This is a genomic window from Pseudomonas sp. TE50-2, assembly GCF_040813665.1.
GTDB lineage: Bacteria > Pseudomonadota > Gammaproteobacteria > Pseudomonadales > Pseudomonadaceae > Aquipseudomonas > Aquipseudomonas soli.
In genome coordinates, this window is sequence record NZ_JBFNXN010000001.1 from 1478119 (window position 1) to 1494655 (window position 16537).

Below are 16537 nucleotides of genomic sequence, written 5' to 3' on the forward strand. Positions count from 1 at the left end.
TCTGCCATCCATCGCATCCCTTCGTGCAGGAGACTTTCCATGTCGCCCTTCGTGCAACTGTTGGCCAGCGCCGTGGCGCTGATGATGGCCATGGGCATCGGCCGCTTCGCCCTGACCCCACAACTGCCCCGGCTGATCGCCGAGGGCCAGTTCGACCTGACCGCTGGCGGCCTGGTCGCCGCCGCCAACTACCTGGGCTACTTTCTTGGCGCGGTGGACGGCATGTTCGCCCGCCAGCCACGCCAGGTACGCCTGCGCCTGCATGGCGGGCTGTGGCTGTGCGTATTGCTGACCCTGGCATCGTGGGCGGCCGACGGATTCTGGAGCCATTTGCTGCTGCGCTTCGGCACCGGCGTGGCCAGCGCCTGGGTGCTGGTGATGATCGCCAGCCTCAGCCAGCAACTGGCCAGTGCCCATGGCCGCCAGCGCCTCGGCGCACTGGTGTTCGCCGGACCCGGTGTCGGGATTGCGGCGACAGGCTTGCTGGCCTTGGCCGCGCACCTGCTGGGGCTGGATTCGGCGGCCCTGTGGCTGATTTATGGGGTCGCCGCACTGGTCATGCTGCTCGCGGTGCTGCCGTGGCTGCCGCGAGCGCTCGAACCCGTCACCTTGCCCCTTGGCAGCGACCGCGGCCCCAACAATGGCATCGGCCGCCTGGGCCTGCTCTACGCGCTCTACGGGATCGGCTACATCCTGCCGGCCACCTTCCTGTCGCAGATGGCCAACCAGCAGTTCCACGGGCAATGGCTGGCCGACCTGTTCTGGCCGGCGTTCGGCCTGGCCTCGGCGCTGGGTGTGATGATCGTCAGCCTGCTTCGCCCGGGCCGCACCTCGACCTGGCTGAGCATCACCCTGTGGCTGCAAGGGCTGGGTGTTCTGGCCTGCCTGCTGGGCGGCGGCGTCGGCCTGGCATTGGGCGTGCTGCTGTGCGGTGGGCCGTTCCTGGCCTGCATGCAACTGGTGATGCAGCGCTCGCGGGAGCTGGCGCCCCATGCCACACAGCGCAATGCCGGGATGTTGACCGCTTGTTTCGCCCTTGGGCAATTAAGCGGGCCGCTGCTGGCGGCGTTGAGCAACCACTACAGTGCCAGCCTGCAGCCTGCCTTGGTGCTGGCAGCGACAGGGCTGGCCATGGCTGGCGTGCTGGTCATCACGGGAAACCGCAGTTTGCAGGGCTGCCCATCAAGAACCCGAATGGCCTGACAGGGAAAACCCGGCTGCAAAAGGTCGAAACCATTTGCAGCCTTTGCCATTGTATTTTATAAACTACATTCACTCGATGAAAACCATCGAATCCAGCAGTTTCAGGCATTGGCTGATCGGGCTTCGGAATGCCACGGCAAGGGCCAGAATCGTCGCTCGTGTCAACCGACTCAAGGAAGGGCTAGCGGGTGACGTTTCACCGGTCGGCCATGGCATGAGTGAGCTGAGAGTCCATTACGGCCCAGGCTATCGGGTGTATTTTCACCAATACGGCGATACCTTGATCATCCTGCTTTGCGGCGGCGACAAAAGCAGCCAGCAACGGGACATCAAGGCAGCCCGGCAGATCCTGCAGTCGTGGAGTATGCAAAATGACTGAAACGTTCCATGAATTCGACGCTGCCGCCTATCTGACTTCCCCGGAAACCATCGCGCAGTTCATGACCGATGCATTGGAGACAGGGGATGCAGCCTACGTGGCAAAAGCCGTGGGCGTGGTGGCTCGCGCCAGGGGCATGAGTGAACTGGCAAAGGAAACAGGCCTGTCTCGCGAGCAGCTTTACCGCTCGTTCAGTGAACACGGCAACCCAACGCTCAAATCGTTCCTGACTGTAATGAAAGCGTTGGGAATAGACATGGCTGCCAGACCATCCCAGCAAGGTGTAGGCCAGGCGAAGTGCCTTGCCGGTCCTGTGGCATCTAATACCTCAAGGACCGGCACTTGCTTGCGCCCTGTCATCCCACCAGTTTGCGCAACTGCTGCCGCACCCACGCCTCGGCGCTGACCATGATCACCCCAAGCAGCACCATCACCGCGCCGATCACGAAGTTCAGGCTCAGCGGCTCGCCCAGCAACAGCACCCCAAAGGTCACCCCGAACAGCGGCGTGATGAAGGAAAACACCGCCAGGTTCGACGCCAGGTACTTGCGCAACAACCAGAACCAGGTCAGGTAGCTCACGAACGACACCACGATCCCCTGGAACAGCACGCTGCCCACCGCCAGCGGGGTCACCGAGAAGTCGGCGATCTGTCCACTCACCAAAGCAATCAGCACCAGCCCGACAAACCCCACGGCCAGCTGGTAGAACAGGGTCAGGGTCGCCGGCGCCTCGGACAACCGCGAGCCGCGCACCACCACCGTGGTAGCGCCCCAGGCCAGGCCAGCGAGAATCGCCAACGCGTCGCCAAGCAGCATGCGCCCATCGAGATGTTCGAGGGAAACACCGCCCGCGAAGGCCAGGGCAATCCCCCCGAACGCCAGCAGGATGCCCAGCCACTGCAACAGCCGCAGCCGCTCGCTAGGCATCATGAAATGCAGCCCCAGGGCGGTGAAGATCGGCGCGGTGTAGAGGAACACCGACATATGCGCCGCCGAGGTCAGCTTCAGCCCCTCGGCGATGAACAGGAACTCCAGGCCGAACAGCGCGCCGGCCAGCAGCCCGGCGCGCCAGGTGCTGCCAACCTGGTTCCAGCCACCCCGCAAGCACACCAGCAGGCCAACCAGTACCGCCGCGATGCCATTGCGAAACGCCGCCTGCATGACCGGTGCGATATCCACCGCAGCGGATTTGATCAGCACCTGCTGGCAGCCCCAGATCAGGCACAGCCCCAGCATGACCTGGAAAGCAAAAGCGTCGGGGTTCTTGCGGACCGCGGTCATGGGCGGCCCCTCTGCAGGTTGAACGACATGGCAAGGCTCGGCGGTGAGAATGGATCCCGATTATCGGGGGACCGGCCTTGCCGATGCCAGTCTAAATTGACCCGCCGGCGATCTGCGCCTTGGCCGAGACATGCTCGAAGGTGGCTTCGTCCAGGGCATCGGCCTGTTCATCGAGCACCTGGCGCGGATGTTCGAAGCCCGGAATGCTGCTGTCGATCAGGCTGAGCAGGCGCGAACCGCGTGGGCTGAGGACGAAATTCTCGCCGTTGCCGCCTTCCGCTTCAGGCCGGCTCTCGATGAAACCGCGTTCGGAGAGGATCTTTTCGTACTTGCAGGCCTGGGCCTTGAGCTGGTTCAGATCGCCCGGCGCCTCGCCATCGGCGGCCAGCGCGGCGGCATGCTGCTCGGCATAGGGGCGCGGCGTGAAACTGTGACCGGCGCCGTTCTGCACTTCGTGCAGCAAGCGTTCGATCAGGTCCCAGTCGTATGTGCTCATGGGGTAAGCCTCCTGCTGTGGACAAGTAGGTACACAGCGTGGGACTGACAGAGGTTGCCAGGTGTTCAATCAGAAACCGAAGGGCCGCCCCATTGCTCATCGCAGGCTACAAGCTGTTCAGCATTTCACGTATGTACTCGGAAAAACTGTCCGCCACTTGATTCGCCTCACGGCTTACCGGGTCGATATCGACAACCACCCAGCCATTGTTCGTATCGAACCCCGAGCAATACCCCTGCATGTCATCTCCGAACAGGAGGATGCCGTCCAGGGGGAGTTCATCATCTTCGTCGTAGACCTGGTCTGGGGTCAGCAGGCCCTCATACAACATGTAGGCAGCCTCACCCACTTCACCCCAGCCAAGCTCCTTCATGAACGCAACATAATCGGCCGGAACTTGCGAATGATCGGCAGTCAGTGCCGCGAGCACCTGCGCAGTGGCTGTCTCCAATTTTGCGAGCAGGCCGGATGCCTTGTCCGGCTGCAGATCTTCATACCTGTCCACGGCTGCTCCTTCCATGTCACGAATCAGCCAAAACTCGATCACGACAACGCCGGGGTGGAGAACATGCTTTTTGCCCCAGGCTTAGCACCTATACAAATCGCAAAAATACTCGTTGATACATTTCCCACTCAACACTTGTTTCGAATTGAAATCCAAGGTTTGAGAGACGACAACTCCTGGTCTCAGGCTCTCTGGAAAATCTTCAATCGATGCATACTCCCCTGGCACCAGAAACCTGAAGTAGTCTCCCATACTCGTAGGGCCATCAAACCCAACGGGAAAATCTTCTCCCTCTCGGGAACCTTCGACGGCGTGATAGACAAAGAAACCTTTGTTGAAGGCAAGGCTGGCTTCACTGTAGATTCCTCGCTCTTCGAGATCGCGCAACAGCTCATCCAGCACGAAAGCCTTGTCTCTTCCTTGCCAGCGCCATGCCGAATACAAGTCCACCGTAAAGCCACCTTTCTTCAAAGGTGGGTACGACCGAAAGACCTGAGACTCCTCCCACATGAATTCACTGAGGGTGTCCAGCATTTCCTCCGCTCCGCTCAGTGCCAGGAGCACTTTCGGAATATCACCAAAACAATTGTTCACCATGACCGCAATTCGACCAACTCCATCCATGGCCAACCACGTGTATATAGTACCGAAGCCAGGTTCCCATTGTTCATCAAGGCTCATTGCCGGTTCCCCTTAGGCCATGTCACCGTGCAATTTTCTCAAGTTTTAGCATGGCGCCGAGAGGAACATCGCCTCGTCGCCAGACACCGATCAAGGACACAGATTTATTATATAAACCCTAATTTCGACGCCTTCGGCTCAGCGCTCGACACTCTCTTCGGTAGAGGACTTAAAAATAAAACCCCCTTTCGTCAAGAGCAGGTTAAATAAAATTTTTCACTTTCCGCCCAACCCGCTTACCTGCCCCTACCCATACAACTTAGGCGCTGCTCGAAATATATCTGCACTCGCCAATAACGCGTTGAAAGGAGGCTCGGAATGCTCATGTACTCCAGTACACTGCGCTTCCTCCCCCTTTTTTCCTTGTTTGGCCTTCACGCAGAAACATTTCGTACAAACCCTAATCAATCACCTGCTCCACAGCATAAGTCGTGAAACTATTTTCACCTTCCTCCAAATGCAATCGCCGGCATTGGGGGCAACGGTAAACTGCCATGGCAGTTATTTCAATCACCTCGTAAAACTGCTCCGAAGACATTGACTCCACATCCAGACGCTCTGCAACCTGCTCTATAACTGACTCAGGCATTAGTGTCATTTCATGATCTGACCAGCCATGCGACAAGTTCATGACGCACCCACACCTACACAAGAATTTTGGCATTCTGATTTTCCGAATTTTTATCTATCGGCACACGCCATGCCGTCCAGAAGCGCCTGACGCTTTAGTAAATCAGCAACGTAGCAAAACAATACTGCCCCCGCTTTTTCAACTGCTGCAGTTCCATCAACCCAGTGGATGCTCTCTGACATAGGCCCGCAAGTCCTCGAGTGCTATACCCGGCGCGCCTGATGCCAACCATAGCTGGAACTCTGCGGGGTAGGGTGACAATACTTGGCCACCCGCGACCTGATGCTCCGTCACTGTTCCATACTTGGCGATAAATCTGAGATGCGTTACAACGAGCACCCAGATTCGTCTCAGCGCAGATGATTCGGGCACCCCTTGTGAAGCATCGGTCAGGTACACCGACTCCCCCTCGACGAAAGCGAGAAGATCATCTGCCCTGCCCGCTTGAATCAAAGCACGAATCAACTCACTCTTTTCCATATTGCTCTCTAATCACGAAATTCAACCGAGCAGTTTGACACCACTTCGAAGCTCTTGAAACCGAGCAAGGATATTGCTTTAACTAACGGAGTAGCTCATAGCCGTCGGCTCGGCCATGCAACAGCAAAGAGCAGAGCAAAACAAATAAAATCTTCTCCTTTCCGCACCAACTCAGCTATATATTGAGCAATCATATACCATCCAGAAGCACCTGGAGCTTTAGCGGGTCAGCGACAGTACCGAAGTAGTAGACTCCCCCAGTCGTCGAAAAGCCCGGCGACTTCACCTTCAGATAAGGGACAAAATACTCAGCATCCAATAAATACTCCAATTTCTTGCAATCTTCAAGACCTGCAATACGTACGAAAGGCCCCTGTTCCGAATCCAAACAAACTTGAATTTTTTCACCAATCATTGTATCGATCATAACCACCTTCGTTATCCAAACACCTCAAGAACCACCTACAACTCGATACTATCGAGCAGCTCTTGAAGCTTGATCGGATCAGCAACGGTACCGAAATAGTACTCGGTCCCGCCATGAACACCAAGGTCTGGGCACGGCCCCAGCCAGTAGAGCACATTGAGCTCATCATCAAACAGATCCCTGAGCGCCCCACTGTCCTGAAAGGAAAAAATTCTTATATAAGGCCCATAACGAGGATCAATAAGAACCTGAACTCGCTCCTTGGTAATGCAGTCAATCATTTTTCACCTCGCCGTTCACCACCACAAACTCAACCAGATTTATTTTGCACGTATTCCAAGGACCAATTCAGCTCTTTCTCGATTGGAGCTCTCTTCTTGCCGCTGTTGTCGAGGGCGTCATCGTATCTGACAGGTCGCGTTTTTCCAGACAGGCCAAGGAAACCGGACTTGGTCTTCTTGCTGTACTCGCCGTGTTCCTCGACGCCAGACAGCACGGCCACATCGCCAGTTGCACCGAGCATGACATCACCGCCGGCCTTGAGTTGGCTGCCGATCACCGCGACATCACGGCCACCGTCCAGGTCGATGCCGCCGTCGTCCTTCTTGCTGACGTTGACGGTCAGGTCGCCACCGGCCTCGATCATCGAGGCGACGTCGGTGCTGTGGTAGCTCTCCTGCTGCTTGAAGCTGCGGATCTGGATAACGGCGCTTGTCCCGCCAGTCGCTCGCGCTGAACTTCCGGCCAGCCAGCGACCTCCACCGCATGAATCGACTGACAAGGGAACCGAAGGATGAAACCACTACCCTACATCCTCTACGCGGCAGCCCTGCTGTGCGCGCAGCCCATCTGGGCCTGCACACCGGAAGAGGCCACGCAGAAAAGAGAGCAACTGGCAGGCCTGGTGAGCCAACTGACCGAGCAGAACGCTCAAAAGGCCAAGGAGATCAATGAGGAGCTCCAGCACATGGACCTCGGCACCGCCAGCAAGGACCTGCCGGACAAGTGCCAGTTGATCGACAAGCGCATCCAGGAGCTGAAGGAAGCGGAAAGGAAAACCTGACCGCGCCCGGATCAACGCCGCTGCTGGGCCTGCATGTACTGACGAAGCAACTGGTTGATGCGGGTCTGGTAGCCGGCGCCCTGCTCCTTGAACCAGGTCAGTACATCGGCATCCAGGCGGATGGTCACTGTCTGCTTGGCCGGCACCCGCAGCTCGGCGCGGCGGAAGAAGTCATCGTCGAGTTCGGGGATGTCCGAGGTATCGACCGGGGCTTGGTCTTGCTCACAGCTTCTGGACGGTTTCGACATAGCGCGTTACCTCACGTCGAGTGGCTCTTCTGGCGGAAATGATGCGGATTACATCACCCTGTCGTTCGGTGTAGGCGACCACGCTGACCCAGGCATTGATCCAGCCCATGCCGATCCAGCGTGCCTCCGGGTACTCGAATCGCTCATCCCGCAGCGCCAGCATCGGTTGGCGGAACATCTGGGGCACATCGTTGAAGTCGATACCGTGCTTGCGGATGTTGAGCTGGTTCTTTTCCTCGTCCCATTCAAATCGCACGGGACAATCGTATTTACAGCTGTACATACGCTACTCCTCCTTGGCTGCACATGCCAGAGGAGTGTGGCGCTCGGGCGACAAAATGCCCGGGCTGGAACAGGGTTTGGGAAATGGGCTACGCGCCCTGGGGAAAGAGGTGAAGCAACCCGCCACCGTTGCAGTGGCGGGCTCATTGCCGGAGGGGCTTACTCAGCCGCCGGCTTGCGCTTTTTCAGCGGTGCCAGGCCATCGGCGCTGGCCAGCGGCGCGTTGGCCTTCGGCTTGGCGGACGGCTTGCGCTTGACGGCGCCTTTCTTGTCGGCACCCGACTTCTTCTCGGTCTTTTTCTTCTTGGTGCCGGCAGCCTTGCCCGACGCCTTGACCTTCTTCGGACCGTTATAGGTACCCTTGACCTCCTTGATGACGCGGCGCTCGAACTGCTGCTTGAGGTAGCGTTCGATGCTCGACATCAGGTTCCAGTCGTTGTGGGTGATCAGCGAGATCGCCAGGCCTTCGCCGCCGGCACGGCCGGTGCGACCGATACGGTGCACGTACTCGTCGCCGCTGCGTGGCATGTCGAAGTTGATCACCAGGTCGAGGCCGTCGATATCCAGGCCGCGGGCCGCGACGTCAGTGGCCACCAGCACCTTGGAGCCGCCGTCCTTGAAGCGGTCGATGGCCAGCTTGCGGTCCTTCTGGTCCTTCTCGCCGTGCAGGACGAACGCCTTGACCTCCTTGGCCACCAGGTGGCCGTAGATGCGGTCGGCCAGGGCGCGGGTGTTGGTGAAGATGATTGCCTTCTTGTAGGTCTCGTTGGCCAGCAGCCACTGCACGATCTGCTCTTTGTGCTGGTCGTGGTCAGCGGTGATGATCTGCTGGCGGGTGCCTTCGGCGAGCTGCGAAACGCTGTTGAGCATCAGGTGCTCAGGGTCTTTGAGCACTTTGCCGATGATGTCGCGCAATGCCGCGCCACCGGTGGTGGCCGAGAACAGAAGGGTCTGCTTGCGGTTTTCGCACTCTTTGCACAGGCGTTCCATGTCTTCGGCGAAGCCCATGTCGAGCATGCGGTCGGCTTCGTCGAGGATCAGCACGTCAACGTGCGACAGGTCGAGGTTGCCGGCATTGAGCTGCTCGAGCAGGCGGCCCGGGGTGCCGATCAGCACATCCGGCACCTTGCGCAGCATCGCCGCCTGTTCCTTGAAGTCTTCACCGCCGGTGACCAGCCCCGACTTGATGTAGGTGAATTGGGAGAACAGCTGCACCTGCTTGAGGGTCTGTTGGGCCAGTTCGCGGGTCGGCAGCAGGATCAGCGCACGGATTTCCACGCTCGGGCCGCTGCGGTCGACCAGGCGGTTGAGCAGTGGCAGCACGAAGGCGGCAGTCTTGCCGCTGCCGGTCTGCGCCGTCACCCGCAGGTCACGCCCTTGCAGGGCCAGGGGAATGGCCGCCGCCTGCACTGGGGTCGGCTCGACAAATTTCAGCTCGGCCACGGCTTTGAGCAGGCGTTCGTGCAGGGCGAATTGGGAAAACACGGGGTAACCTCGGGCAAGTGCGAAAAATTCAGTTGCATAGGGTAACGTTTTCCGTGGCCAGAACCGAATTTCTTTTGGCAACTTTGCGCCGATCCACGCTCTAATAACGCTTCGTACCGCAACACAGACCGTTTCCAAGCCCATGGACATCCAACGCTTCTGGCGTGACGCCCTCGACCTCTGGGGCACGCTCGACCAACACCCGCTGCTGCACGCTGCCCTCGGCCTGGCCGTGCTGCTGCTCGTCTCGCTGCTGATCGGCCGCCTGGCCCGCTTCCTGGTGCTGCACTCCAGCCGCCTGCTGGGGCGCCAACAGGCGCTCAGGTGGCTCGACGACCTGCGCCACAACAAGGTGCTCCATCGTCTGGCCCAGACCACCCCATCACTGGTGGTGCAGTTCGGCCTGAAGCTGGTGCCGGAGCTGTCGGCCGCCGCACAGCATTTCCTCGGCAACGTCGCCCTGGCCGTGACGCTGCTGTTCATGACCCGCGCCCTGTCCTGCCTGCTCGACGCACTGCTGGACATCTACGCCCGCACCGAACATGCCCGCACCCGCTCGATCAAGGGTTATATGCAGCTGGCCAAGATGATGCTGTGGATCTTTGCCGCCATCGTCATCGTCGCCACCCTGATCGACCGCTCGCCACTGTTGCTGCTGTCCGGTCTGGGCGCCATGTCGGCGGTGCTGCTGTTGGTGTACAAGGACACCCTGTTGTCGTTCGTCGCCAGCGTGCAACTGACCAGCAACGACATGCTGCATGTCGGCGACTGGATCGAAATGCCCCAGGCCGGCGCCGACGGCGACGTGGTCGACATCACCCTGCACACGGTCAAGGTGCAGAACTTCGACAAGACCATCGTCTCCATCCCCACCTGGCGCCTGATGAGCGAGTCATTCCGCAACTACCGCGGCATGCAGCAGTCCGGCGGGCGGCGGATCAAGCGCAGCTTGTTCATCGATGCGGCGGGCGTACGCTTCCTGACCCAGGAAGAAGAACAGCGCCTGGGCCAGGTGCGTCTGCTCGGCGACTACCTGGCCGGCAAGCGCCAGGAGCTGCGCGAATGGAACGAGGCTCAGGGCCACAATGCCGGGCTGTCGGCCAACCGCCGGCAGTTGACCAATATCGGTACCTTCCGCGCCTTCGCCCTCGCGTACCTGAAGAGCCACCCCAACGTGCACCCGAACATGACCTGCATGGTCCGCCAGATGCAGACCACCGCCGAAGGCGTGCCACTGGAGATCTACTGCTTCACCACCACCACGGTGTGGGCCGAGTACGAGCGCATCCAGGGCGATATCTTCGACTACCTGTTGGCCGTCCTGCCGGAGTTCGGGCTGAGCCTGTACCAGCAGCCTAGTGGTCATGACATGCGTGCGGGGCTGGCGGCCAGGCCGCAGCCTCAGACCCAGCCACGCAGCCTGGACGTATTGAGCGAGGCCTGACCGTCCCATCGGGGCGCCCGACCGGGCGCCCTTTGCATTGCGCCCCCAAGGCGCACTACCCTGGAGCCATCCAGGACGACGTCATCACGGAAGATCGACGGCCCACTCGCCACGCCTATCCCTGACGCTCGACAGACGCCTGCCACAACCTTCGTGAGCGAGCCATGCCTCAGGACATTGCCAGCACTTCACTGCACGACACCCCGCCATCGTCTCGGCGCAAGACCCTCGCCGCCGCCAGCCTCGCCCATGGCGTGCATGACGGCCTGACCGATGTCATCTACGTATTGCTGCCCCTCTGGCAGGTCGCCTTCGGCCTCAGCTACGCCCAGGTCGGGCTGCTGCGCGGCGCCTACGCCGGCATGATGGCGGGTTTTCAGTTGTTGGCCAGCAAAGGTGCCCGGCACTGGGGTCGCGAGGCCCTGTTGATCCGGGGCACGGCGCTGGCCGGGCTGGCCTACCTGATGGCCGCCCAGGCGAGCGACTTGAGCCTCCTGCTGATCGCCCTGATGCTCGCCGGCCTCGGTGCCAGTACCCAGCACCCGCTGGCCAGCGCGCTGGTCGCTGATGCCTACGAAGGCAGCGGCAAGGTGAAGCAGGCCCTGGCCCAGTACAATTTCGCCGGAGATATCGGCAAGGCGCTGATCCCGGGCCTGGTCGGCCTAGTGCTGGTATATGTGTCATGGCAGGCTAACGCCACCGCGCTTGGACTGCTAGGCCTGGGGGCGGCAGCGGCACTGTGGTGGCTATTGCGTCAGGCGCCACTCGCAGGGCGATCAACGCGCAAGGCCGTGGCCCAAGATCGAGTTGGCTCAAGGTCAGGGCTGGCGGCGCTGATCGCCACCGGCACCCTCGACAGTGGCGTGCGCATGGGTTTTCTGACCTTCCTGCCGTTCCTGCTGCAGAGCAAGGGCGCGACGACCGCGCAAATAGGCCTGGCCCTGACATTGCTGTTCATTGGCGGCGCCTTCGGCAAGCTGTTCTGCGGCTACCTGGGCGCCCGACTGGGGCCGGTGCGCACCGTGATCTGCACCGAGCTGCTGACCGCCGGGCTGATCCTGGTGGCACTGCTGTTGCCCTACCTGCCGTTGATGCTGGTGATGCCTCTGATCGGCGTGGCACTCAACGGCACCTCGTCGGTGCTGACCGGGCTGGTGCCGGACTTCGCCGGCAGCGAGCAGCGCGAGCGGGTGTTCGCCTGCTTCTATACCGGCACCGTCGGCGGCGGCGCGCTGGCGCCGATGCTGATCGGCGCGATATCCGACCACACTGGGGTGGAACAGGGATTGATGGCGCTGGCAGGCACGCTGCTGCTGACCCTGCCGTTATGCCTGGTCGTGCACACTGGCCTGCCGCGCCGGCAATGATCCTCAGGCCGCTCCCGGCAGCCTCGCGCGCTGGCCGCCCAAGCGGCTCAACCAGACCGACGCCAGGATCACCGTACCGCCAATGGCCAGGCGCCCGAGCGGTTCGTCCTGGTTCCAGATCAGCAGGTTGAGCAACAAGCCCACCGGCACATGCAGGTTATTCATCACCGCTAGGGTACCGCCGGAGACCAGGCAGGCACCCTTGTTCCACCAGTACAACCCCAATGCAGTCGGACACAGGCCGAGGAACAGCAGCACCAGCCACTGGGTATCGGTGCTCGGCAGGTGCTGGGCATTGCCGAACAGCAGGAAGGCCGGCAATACCACCAGCAACGCGCCCAGGTAGAAATAGCCGAACCGGCGGTAGTGCGGCAGGTCGCTGGGGTGGCGGGCCACCAGATGGCGGTACAGCACCTGCCCGGCGGCATAGGTGAAGTTGGCCAGCTGCAGCAGCAGGAAACCGATGAAGAACTCGCCGGTGACCGTGTCGAAGCGGATCACCGCCGCGCCGGCCACTGCCACCAGGGCGGCAAGCAGCGCCCAGGGGTTGAAGCGGCGGTTCAGGGCATCCTCGATCAAGGTCACATGCAGCGGGGTGAGAATGGTGAACAGCAGTACCTCCGGCACCGTCAGCACGCGGAAGCTGAGGTACAGGCAGACATAGGTGATGCCGTACTGCAGCGCGCCGATCAGCAGCATCGAGCGCATGAAGCGTGGTTCGACCTGGCGCCAGCGGGTCAGTGGCAGGAACACCAACCCGGCCAGCAACACCCGCACAAGCACGGCGAAGTAGCTGTCGACATGGCCGGCCAGGTATTCGCCGATCAGGTTGAAGGAGTACGCCTGGATCAGCGCGACGATTATCAGGTAGCCCATGGTTGGCCCTCGTGGATCAAGGCGGGGACCTTAGCGGGTTGGGCCTGGGCAGTTCAACCATGGGGATTGTGGGGCTGCTGCGCAGCCCATCGCCGGCAAGCCGGCTCCCACACCGACCGCACAATTCTCAAGGACTGCGCTGTATCCATGAGCTGGCTTGTCGGCGATCAGGCCGGCACAGGATGCGCACTTTCTGCGAGCAAAAAAAGCCCGGCCATCTCTATGGCCGGGCAGGCACACCCAAAGGAGCAACAAGGTGTCAGGGTTGGGAATTCGTCGCGGCTCAGGCCACCGCGGCCAGTCTGGCCTTGGCCTGGTTCAGGCCCTTCTCGTGGAACTCGCCGCTCATGTTCAAGCCTTCGGCATGGATGAAGTCCACATCATGGATACCGATGAAGGCCATCACCTGGCGCAGGTACGGTTCCTGGTGATCGCTGCTGGCACCGGCATGGATGCCGCCGCGAGCGGTCAGGACGATGGCGCGCTTGCCGTTGAGCAGCCCCTGTGGCCCGGTCGGGGTGTACTTGAAGGTGATGCCGGCGCGCAGCACGTGGTCCAGCCAGGCTTTCAGGGTACTGGGGATGGTGAAGTTGTACATCGGCGCAGCCATCACCAGCACGTCGGCGGCCAACAGTTCGTCGGTCAGCGCATTGGAGCGCTCCAGTGCCTCACGCTCGGTAGCGCTGCGCTGTTCCTCGGGCTTCATCCAGCCGCCGAGCAGGTTGGCGTCCAGGTGCGGCACGGGGTTCACCGCCAGGTCGCGCACCGTGATCTCGTCGGCCGGATGCGCCGCTTGCCATTGCTGGATGAAGTCCAGGGTCAGTTGGCGAGAAACGGAATCCTGCTGGCGGGCGCTGCTTTCGATGATCAGTACGCGGGACATGTGTGCCTCCATCGGCGGTAAGGGGTGGCGATTCGATGGAGGTGAGATTAGAGGTTGACCTATCGATAAAAAAGCGTAAAAAGTGGGATCAACCTATCGATTAACCTGTTTTATTCCGCTTTGCAGTCGAGCACGATGCGCAGCTTGATGATCTGCCGGTTGAACTTGGCAGTGACATCCACGCTTCTGCCCGCAGGCACGTTGACCCGGCGCACCCTCGGCGCCTCGGGGCCGTTGCGGAAGGTGACCTTGCATGCCGCCGGCACCTGCCCATAGTTGTTGAGGCTGATCGAGCCGATGTCATAGGCCGTGTCGTAGGCGGTGTAGTCGACCTTGACCCCGGTCAGTTCCTTCTCCACGTCGATCGGGTAAGCCATGGCCCCGAGGGGCAGGCACAACAGCAAAGCCGCACAACATTTCTTCATACGGGCGCTCTCCTTGGGAAGAGCGCAGCTTAGGACAACAGGAGCCCTGGATGAAAGCACCGCGCGTTACCCTGGATCAGTGGCGGACCCTGCAGGCGGTGGTCGACCACGGCGGGTTCGCCCAGGCCGCCGAGGCCCTGCACCGCTCGCAATCGTCGGTAAGCTACACCGTGGCGCGCATGCAGGAGCAGCTGGGCGTGCCGCTGCTACGCATCGATGGGCGCAAGGCGGTGCTGACCGAGGCCGGCAGCGTGCTGCTGCGCCGTTCGCGGCAACTGGTCAAGCAGGCCAGCCAGCTGGAAGACCTGGCCCACCACATGGAGCAGGGTTGGGAAGCCGAGGTGCGCCTGGTGGTCGACGCCGCCTACCCCAGCGCCCGCCTGGTGCGCGCCCTGGCAGCGTTCATGCCGCAGAGCCGCGGCTGCCGGGTACGCCTGCGCGAAGAGGTGCTGTCCGGAGTCGAGGAAGTGCTGCACGAAGGCATCGCCGACCTTGCCATCAGCAGCTTCAACATCGGCGGTTACCTGGGCACCGAACTGAGCCCGGTGGAGTTCATCGCCGTCGCCCACCCCGAGCATGCCCTGCACCGCATGGGCCGCGAAATCACCTTCCAGGACCTGGAAAGCCAATTGCAGGTGGTGATCCGCGACTCCGGTCGGGCCCAGCCGCGTGATGTCGGCTGGCTAGGCGCCGAGCAGCGCTGGACGGTAGGCAGCCTGGGCACCGCGGCGACCTTCGTCGGCAGCGGCCTGGGCTTTGCCTGGCTGCCCCGGCACATGATCGAGCGCGAACTGCGCGAAGGCGTGCTCAAGCCCCTGCCGCTGGATCAGGGTGGCAGCCGCCATCCACTGTTCTACCTTTACTCGAGCAAGGAAAAGACCTTGGGCCCGGCCACGCAGATTCTCATCGAACTGCTGCGCAATTTCGACACCGCGCCGCTGGACGTGCCCTTCGCAGCCCCCCCGCAAGCCTGAGAGGACCGCGCCCATGGCCGTTTTCGAACATCAAGGATGCCAGTTGCATTACGAGGAACACGGTCAGGGCGAGCCCCTGGTGCTGCTGCACGGGCTGGGTTCGAGCAGCCAGGACTGGGAACTGCAGGTGCCCGAGCTCGCCCGCCAGTACCGGGTGATCCTCATGGACATCCGCGGCCACGGGCAATCGTCCAAGCCTCGCTCGGGCTACCAGATAAAGACCTTCAGCGAGGATCTCCTGGCCCTGCTCCGTCATCTGGACACCGGCCCGGTGCACTTCATCGGCCTGTCCATGGGCGGCATGCTCGGTTTCCAGTTCGCCGTCGACCACCCCGAGTGGCTGCGCAGCCTGTGCATCGTCAACAGCGCCCCGGAGGTCAAGCGCCGCACCCGCAGCGACTGGATCTGGTGGCTCAAGCGCTGGGGCCTGGCGCGTCTGCTCAGCGTCGAGACCGTCGGCAAGGGCCTGGCCGAACGGCTGTTTCCCAAGCCGGAGCAGGCCGAGCTGCGGCGCAAGATGGCCGAGCGCTGGGCGCGCAACGACAAGCGTGCGTACCTGAAAAGCTTCGACGCCATCGTCGACTGGGGCGTACAGGAACGCATCGGCCAGATCCGCTGTCCCACCCTGGTGATCGCCGCCGACCACGATTACACACCGATACAACTCAAGGAGCGTTACGTCGCCCTGATGCCCAACGCCAGACTGGCGGTCATCGACGATTCGCGGCACGCTACGCCCCTGGACCAACCTGAGGTCTTCAACCAGACCCTGCTGCAGTTCCTCGCAGCCGCTTCCACCTCTCAAGGATCATTGAGCCCATGCTGAAAAAACTTCTGCTCACCGCCTGCTCGGTCGCCTTCGCCACCAGCGTCATGGCCTCCGACAAGACCCCGCACGTTGAGCTGGTCACCAGCTTCGGCAAGATCGAGATCGAATTGAACGCAGAAAAAGCGCCGATCAGTACCAAGAACTTCCTCCAGTACGTCGACAGCGGTTTCTACAACAACACCATCTTCCACCGTGTGATCCCGGGCTTCATGGTCCAGGGCGGTGGCTTCACCGACCAGATGGTACAGAAGAGCACCCAGGACCCAATACGCAACGAGGCGAGCAACGGCCTGCAGAACACCCGTGGCACCCTGTCCATGGCGCGTACCTCCGACCCGAACTCGGCCACCAGCCAGTTCTTCATCAACGTCGCCGACAACGACTTCCTCAACCCGGGCCGCGACCGTGGCTACGCGGTGTTCGGCAAGGTCACCAAGGGCATGGAGGTGGTCGATCAGATCGTCAACTCGCCAACCACCGTCAAGAAAGGCATGCGCGATGTGCCGGCGGATCCGGTCTACATCAAGTCGGCCAAACGCATCGATTGATCCCGCGCCGCACAGGGACGTGAGTCGG

The 16537-nt window shown here is 61.3% G+C and carries 23 protein-coding genes and 1 pseudogene; 9 read left to right on the plus strand and 15 right to left on the minus strand.

What is annotated here, in order from left to right:
* The first annotated feature begins 39 nt into the window (after positions 1-39).
* The 3 genes and pseudogenes from AAHK21_RS06600 to AAHK21_RS06610 form a co-directional block, all read left to right on the plus strand.
* Positions 40-1203, plus strand: coding sequence for an MFS transporter (locus AAHK21_RS06600; protein WP_367856788.1), 1164 nt, complete (start codon positions 40-42; stop codon positions 1201-1203).
* Positions 1204-1279: 76 nt separating this feature from the next.
* Positions 1280-1582: a type II toxin-antitoxin system RelE/ParE family toxin gene (locus AAHK21_RS06605; RefSeq protein ID WP_367856789.1), complete on the plus strand. Its 303-nt coding sequence runs from the start codon at positions 1280-1282 to the stop codon at positions 1580-1582.
* Positions 1575-1853 (plus strand): annotated as a pseudogene (locus AAHK21_RS06610) (addiction module antidote protein); the annotation flags it as partial. The gene AAHK21_RS06605 and the pseudogene AAHK21_RS06610, both read left to right, overlap by 8 nt.
* An 85-nt stretch (positions 1854-1938) precedes the next feature.
* Here the strand turns inward: AAHK21_RS06610 and AAHK21_RS06615 are convergent.
* The 9 genes from AAHK21_RS06615 to AAHK21_RS06655 all read right to left on the minus strand — a co-directional run bounded on the left by AAHK21_RS06615 (position 1939) and on the right by AAHK21_RS06655 (position 6866).
* Positions 1939-2865 (minus strand): DMT family transporter, encoded by a 927-nt coding sequence (locus tag AAHK21_RS06615; RefSeq protein ID WP_367856790.1) that lies wholly within the window; start codon positions 2863-2865, stop codon positions 1939-1941.
* A 91-nt stretch (positions 2866-2956) separates the two neighbouring features.
* A complete protein-coding gene (locus tag AAHK21_RS06620) occupies positions 2957-3361 on the minus strand; it encodes a transcriptional regulator (protein WP_367856791.1) in 405 nt (134 codons plus the stop codon).
* A gap of 106 nt (positions 3362-3467) precedes the next feature.
* Complete coding sequence (locus AAHK21_RS06625) at positions 3468-3908, minus strand: SMI1/KNR4 family protein (RefSeq protein ID WP_367856792.1); 441 nt, start codon at positions 3906-3908, stop codon at positions 3468-3470.
* A gap of 39 nt (positions 3909-3947) precedes the next feature.
* Positions 3948-4547 (minus strand): hypothetical protein, encoded by a 600-nt coding sequence (locus tag AAHK21_RS06630; RefSeq protein ID WP_367856793.1) that lies wholly within the window; start codon positions 4545-4547, stop codon positions 3948-3950.
* A gap of 400 nt (positions 4548-4947) precedes the next feature.
* Positions 4948-5178, minus strand: coding sequence for a hypothetical protein (locus AAHK21_RS06635; RefSeq protein WP_367856794.1), 231 nt, complete (start codon positions 5176-5178; stop codon positions 4948-4950).
* 156 nt (positions 5179-5334) lie between these two features.
* Complete coding sequence (locus AAHK21_RS06640) at positions 5335-5658, minus strand: hypothetical protein (protein WP_367856795.1); 324 nt, start codon at positions 5656-5658, stop codon at positions 5335-5337.
* Between the two features lie 190 nt (positions 5659-5848).
* The gene (locus AAHK21_RS06645) at positions 5849-6085 is read right to left on the minus strand and encodes a hypothetical protein (protein WP_367856796.1); all 237 of its coding nucleotides are present in this window, start codon (positions 6083-6085) and stop codon (positions 5849-5851) included.
* Between the two features lie 35 nt (positions 6086-6120).
* Positions 6121-6366 carry a hypothetical protein gene (locus tag AAHK21_RS06650; RefSeq protein WP_367856797.1) on the minus strand — a complete coding sequence of 82 codons (246 nt, stop codon included), beginning with the start codon at positions 6364-6366 and terminating at the stop codon, positions 6121-6123.
* A 29-nt stretch (positions 6367-6395) separates the two neighbouring features.
* Positions 6396-6866: a hemagglutinin repeat-containing protein gene (locus AAHK21_RS06655; protein ID WP_367856798.1), complete on the minus strand. Its 471-nt coding sequence runs from the start codon at positions 6864-6866 to the stop codon at positions 6396-6398.
* 12 nt (positions 6867-6878) lie between these two features.
* Between AAHK21_RS06655 and AAHK21_RS06660 the strand changes: the two genes are divergently transcribed.
* Positions 6879-7148, plus strand: a complete 270-nt coding sequence (locus AAHK21_RS06660; RefSeq protein WP_367856799.1) for a hypothetical protein — start codon at positions 6879-6881, stop codon at positions 7146-7148.
* Between the two features lie 11 nt (positions 7149-7159).
* Here AAHK21_RS06660 and AAHK21_RS06665 read toward each other — a convergent pair whose 3' ends face one another.
* From AAHK21_RS06665 to AAHK21_RS06675, 3 genes are all read right to left on the minus strand, one after another.
* Positions 7160-7396: a BrnA antitoxin family protein gene (locus AAHK21_RS06665; RefSeq protein WP_094010018.1), complete on the minus strand. Its 237-nt coding sequence runs from the start codon at positions 7394-7396 to the stop codon at positions 7160-7162.
* The gene (locus AAHK21_RS06670; RefSeq protein ID WP_367856800.1) at positions 7371-7652 is read right to left on the minus strand and encodes a BrnT family toxin; all 282 of its coding nucleotides are present in this window, start codon (positions 7650-7652) and stop codon (positions 7371-7373) included. The genes AAHK21_RS06665 and AAHK21_RS06670 overlap by 26 nt, the downstream gene beginning before the upstream one ends.
* Positions 7653-7837: 185 nt before the next feature.
* Positions 7838-9163 carry a DEAD/DEAH box helicase gene (locus AAHK21_RS06675; RefSeq protein ID WP_367856801.1) on the minus strand — a complete coding sequence of 442 codons (1326 nt, stop codon included), beginning with the start codon at positions 9161-9163 and terminating at the stop codon, positions 7838-7840.
* Between the two features lie 142 nt (positions 9164-9305).
* Here AAHK21_RS06675 and AAHK21_RS06680 point away from each other — a divergent pair, with 142 nt between their 5' ends.
* Positions 9306-10607: a mechanosensitive ion channel family protein gene (locus AAHK21_RS06680; RefSeq protein WP_367856802.1), complete on the plus strand. Its 1302-nt coding sequence runs from the start codon at positions 9306-9308 to the stop codon at positions 10605-10607.
* Positions 10608-10771: 164 nt separating this feature from the next.
* Entirely contained in the window at positions 10772-11974 is a 1203-nt protein-coding gene (locus tag AAHK21_RS06685; protein ID WP_367856803.1) for an MFS transporter, read from the plus strand.
* Positions 11975-11977: 3 nt separating this feature from the next.
* Here the strand turns inward: AAHK21_RS06685 and AAHK21_RS06690 are convergent, their stop codons facing one another.
* The 3 genes from AAHK21_RS06690 to AAHK21_RS06700 all read right to left on the minus strand — a co-directional run bounded on the left by AAHK21_RS06690 (position 11978) and on the right by AAHK21_RS06700 (position 14158).
* On the minus strand, positions 11978-12850 hold the full coding sequence (locus AAHK21_RS06690) for a carboxylate/amino acid/amine transporter (protein ID WP_367856804.1): 873 nt from the start codon (positions 12848-12850) through the stop codon (positions 11978-11980).
* Positions 12851-13133: 283 nt separating this feature from the next.
* Positions 13134-13733: an FMN-dependent NADH-azoreductase gene (locus AAHK21_RS06695; RefSeq protein ID WP_023629502.1), complete on the minus strand. Its 600-nt coding sequence runs from the start codon at positions 13731-13733 to the stop codon at positions 13134-13136.
* A 110-nt stretch (positions 13734-13843) separates the two neighbouring features.
* Positions 13844-14158 (minus strand): hypothetical protein, encoded by a 315-nt coding sequence (locus AAHK21_RS06700; protein WP_023629501.1) that lies wholly within the window; start codon positions 14156-14158, stop codon positions 13844-13846.
* A 50-nt stretch (positions 14159-14208) separates the two neighbouring features.
* On the opposite strand from AAHK21_RS06700, the gene AAHK21_RS06705 reads away from it, so the two are divergent.
* Genes AAHK21_RS06705 through AAHK21_RS06715 form a run of 3 tightly spaced genes read left to right on the plus strand, consistent with a single transcriptional unit; the run spans position 14209 to position 16509 of the window.
* Positions 14209-15132, plus strand: a complete 924-nt coding sequence (locus AAHK21_RS06705) for a LysR family transcriptional regulator (protein WP_028693074.1) — start codon at positions 14209-14211, stop codon at positions 15130-15132.
* A gap of 13 nt (positions 15133-15145) precedes the next feature.
* Complete coding sequence (locus AAHK21_RS06710; protein WP_367856805.1) at positions 15146-15958, plus strand: alpha/beta fold hydrolase; 813 nt, start codon at positions 15146-15148, stop codon at positions 15956-15958.
* Complete coding sequence (locus AAHK21_RS06715; protein WP_050706800.1) at positions 15952-16509, plus strand: peptidylprolyl isomerase; 558 nt, start codon at positions 15952-15954, stop codon at positions 16507-16509. The genes AAHK21_RS06710 and AAHK21_RS06715 overlap by 7 nt, the downstream gene beginning before the upstream one ends.
* Positions 16510-16537: the final 28 nt, after the last annotated feature.

Bases quoted from the DNA above. Each gene is read 5' to 3' on its own strand.
- AAHK21_RS06715 (WP_050706800.1), top strand. From the start codon at position 15,952: ATGCTGAAAAAACTTCTGCTCACCGCCTGCTCGGTCGCCTTCGCCACC.
- AAHK21_RS06615 (WP_367856790.1), bottom strand. From the start codon at position 2,865: ATGACCGCGGTCCGCAAGAACCCCGACGCTTTTGCTTTCCAGGTCATG.
- AAHK21_RS06660 (WP_367856799.1), top strand. From the start codon at position 6,879: ATGAAACCACTACCCTACATCCTCTACGCGGCAGCCCTGCTGTGCGCG.
- AAHK21_RS06700 (WP_023629501.1), bottom strand. From the start codon at position 14,158: ATGAAGAAATGTTGTGCGGCTTTGCTGTTGTGCCTGCCCCTCGGGGCC.
- AAHK21_RS06630 (WP_367856793.1), bottom strand. From the start codon at position 4,547: ATGAGCCTTGATGAACAATGGGAACCTGGCTTCGGTACTATATACACG.
- AAHK21_RS06605 (WP_367856789.1), top strand. From the start codon at position 1,280: ATGAAAACCATCGAATCCAGCAGTTTCAGGCATTGGCTGATCGGGCTT.
- AAHK21_RS06645 (WP_367856796.1), bottom strand. From the start codon at position 6,085: ATGATCGATACAATGATTGGTGAAAAAATTCAAGTTTGTTTGGATTCG.
- AAHK21_RS06640 (WP_367856795.1), bottom strand. From the start codon at position 5,658: ATGGAAAAGAGTGAGTTGATTCGTGCTTTGATTCAAGCGGGCAGGGCA.
- AAHK21_RS06600 (WP_367856788.1), top strand. From the start codon at position 40: ATGTCGCCCTTCGTGCAACTGTTGGCCAGCGCCGTGGCGCTGATGATG.
- AAHK21_RS06705 (WP_028693074.1), top strand. From the start codon at position 14,209: ATGAAAGCACCGCGCGTTACCCTGGATCAGTGGCGGACCCTGCAGGCG.
- AAHK21_RS06635 (WP_367856794.1), bottom strand. From the start codon at position 5,178: ATGAACTTGTCGCATGGCTGGTCAGATCATGAAATGACACTAATGCCT.
- AAHK21_RS06665 (WP_094010018.1), bottom strand. From the start codon at position 7,396: ATGTCGAAACCGTCCAGAAGCTGTGAGCAAGACCAAGCCCCGGTCGAT.
- AAHK21_RS06695 (WP_023629502.1), bottom strand. From the start codon at position 13,733: ATGTCCCGCGTACTGATCATCGAAAGCAGCGCCCGCCAGCAGGATTCC.
- AAHK21_RS06690 (WP_367856804.1), bottom strand. From the start codon at position 12,850: ATGGGCTACCTGATAATCGTCGCGCTGATCCAGGCGTACTCCTTCAAC.
- AAHK21_RS06650 (WP_367856797.1), bottom strand. From the start codon at position 6,366: ATGATTGACTGCATTACCAAGGAGCGAGTTCAGGTTCTTATTGATCCT.
- AAHK21_RS06680 (WP_367856802.1), top strand. From the start codon at position 9,306: ATGGACATCCAACGCTTCTGGCGTGACGCCCTCGACCTCTGGGGCACG.
- AAHK21_RS06710 (WP_367856805.1), top strand. From the start codon at position 15,146: ATGGCCGTTTTCGAACATCAAGGATGCCAGTTGCATTACGAGGAACAC.
- AAHK21_RS06620 (WP_367856791.1), bottom strand. From the start codon at position 3,361: ATGAGCACATACGACTGGGACCTGATCGAACGCTTGCTGCACGAAGTG.
- AAHK21_RS06685 (WP_367856803.1), top strand. From the start codon at position 10,772: ATGCCTCAGGACATTGCCAGCACTTCACTGCACGACACCCCGCCATCG.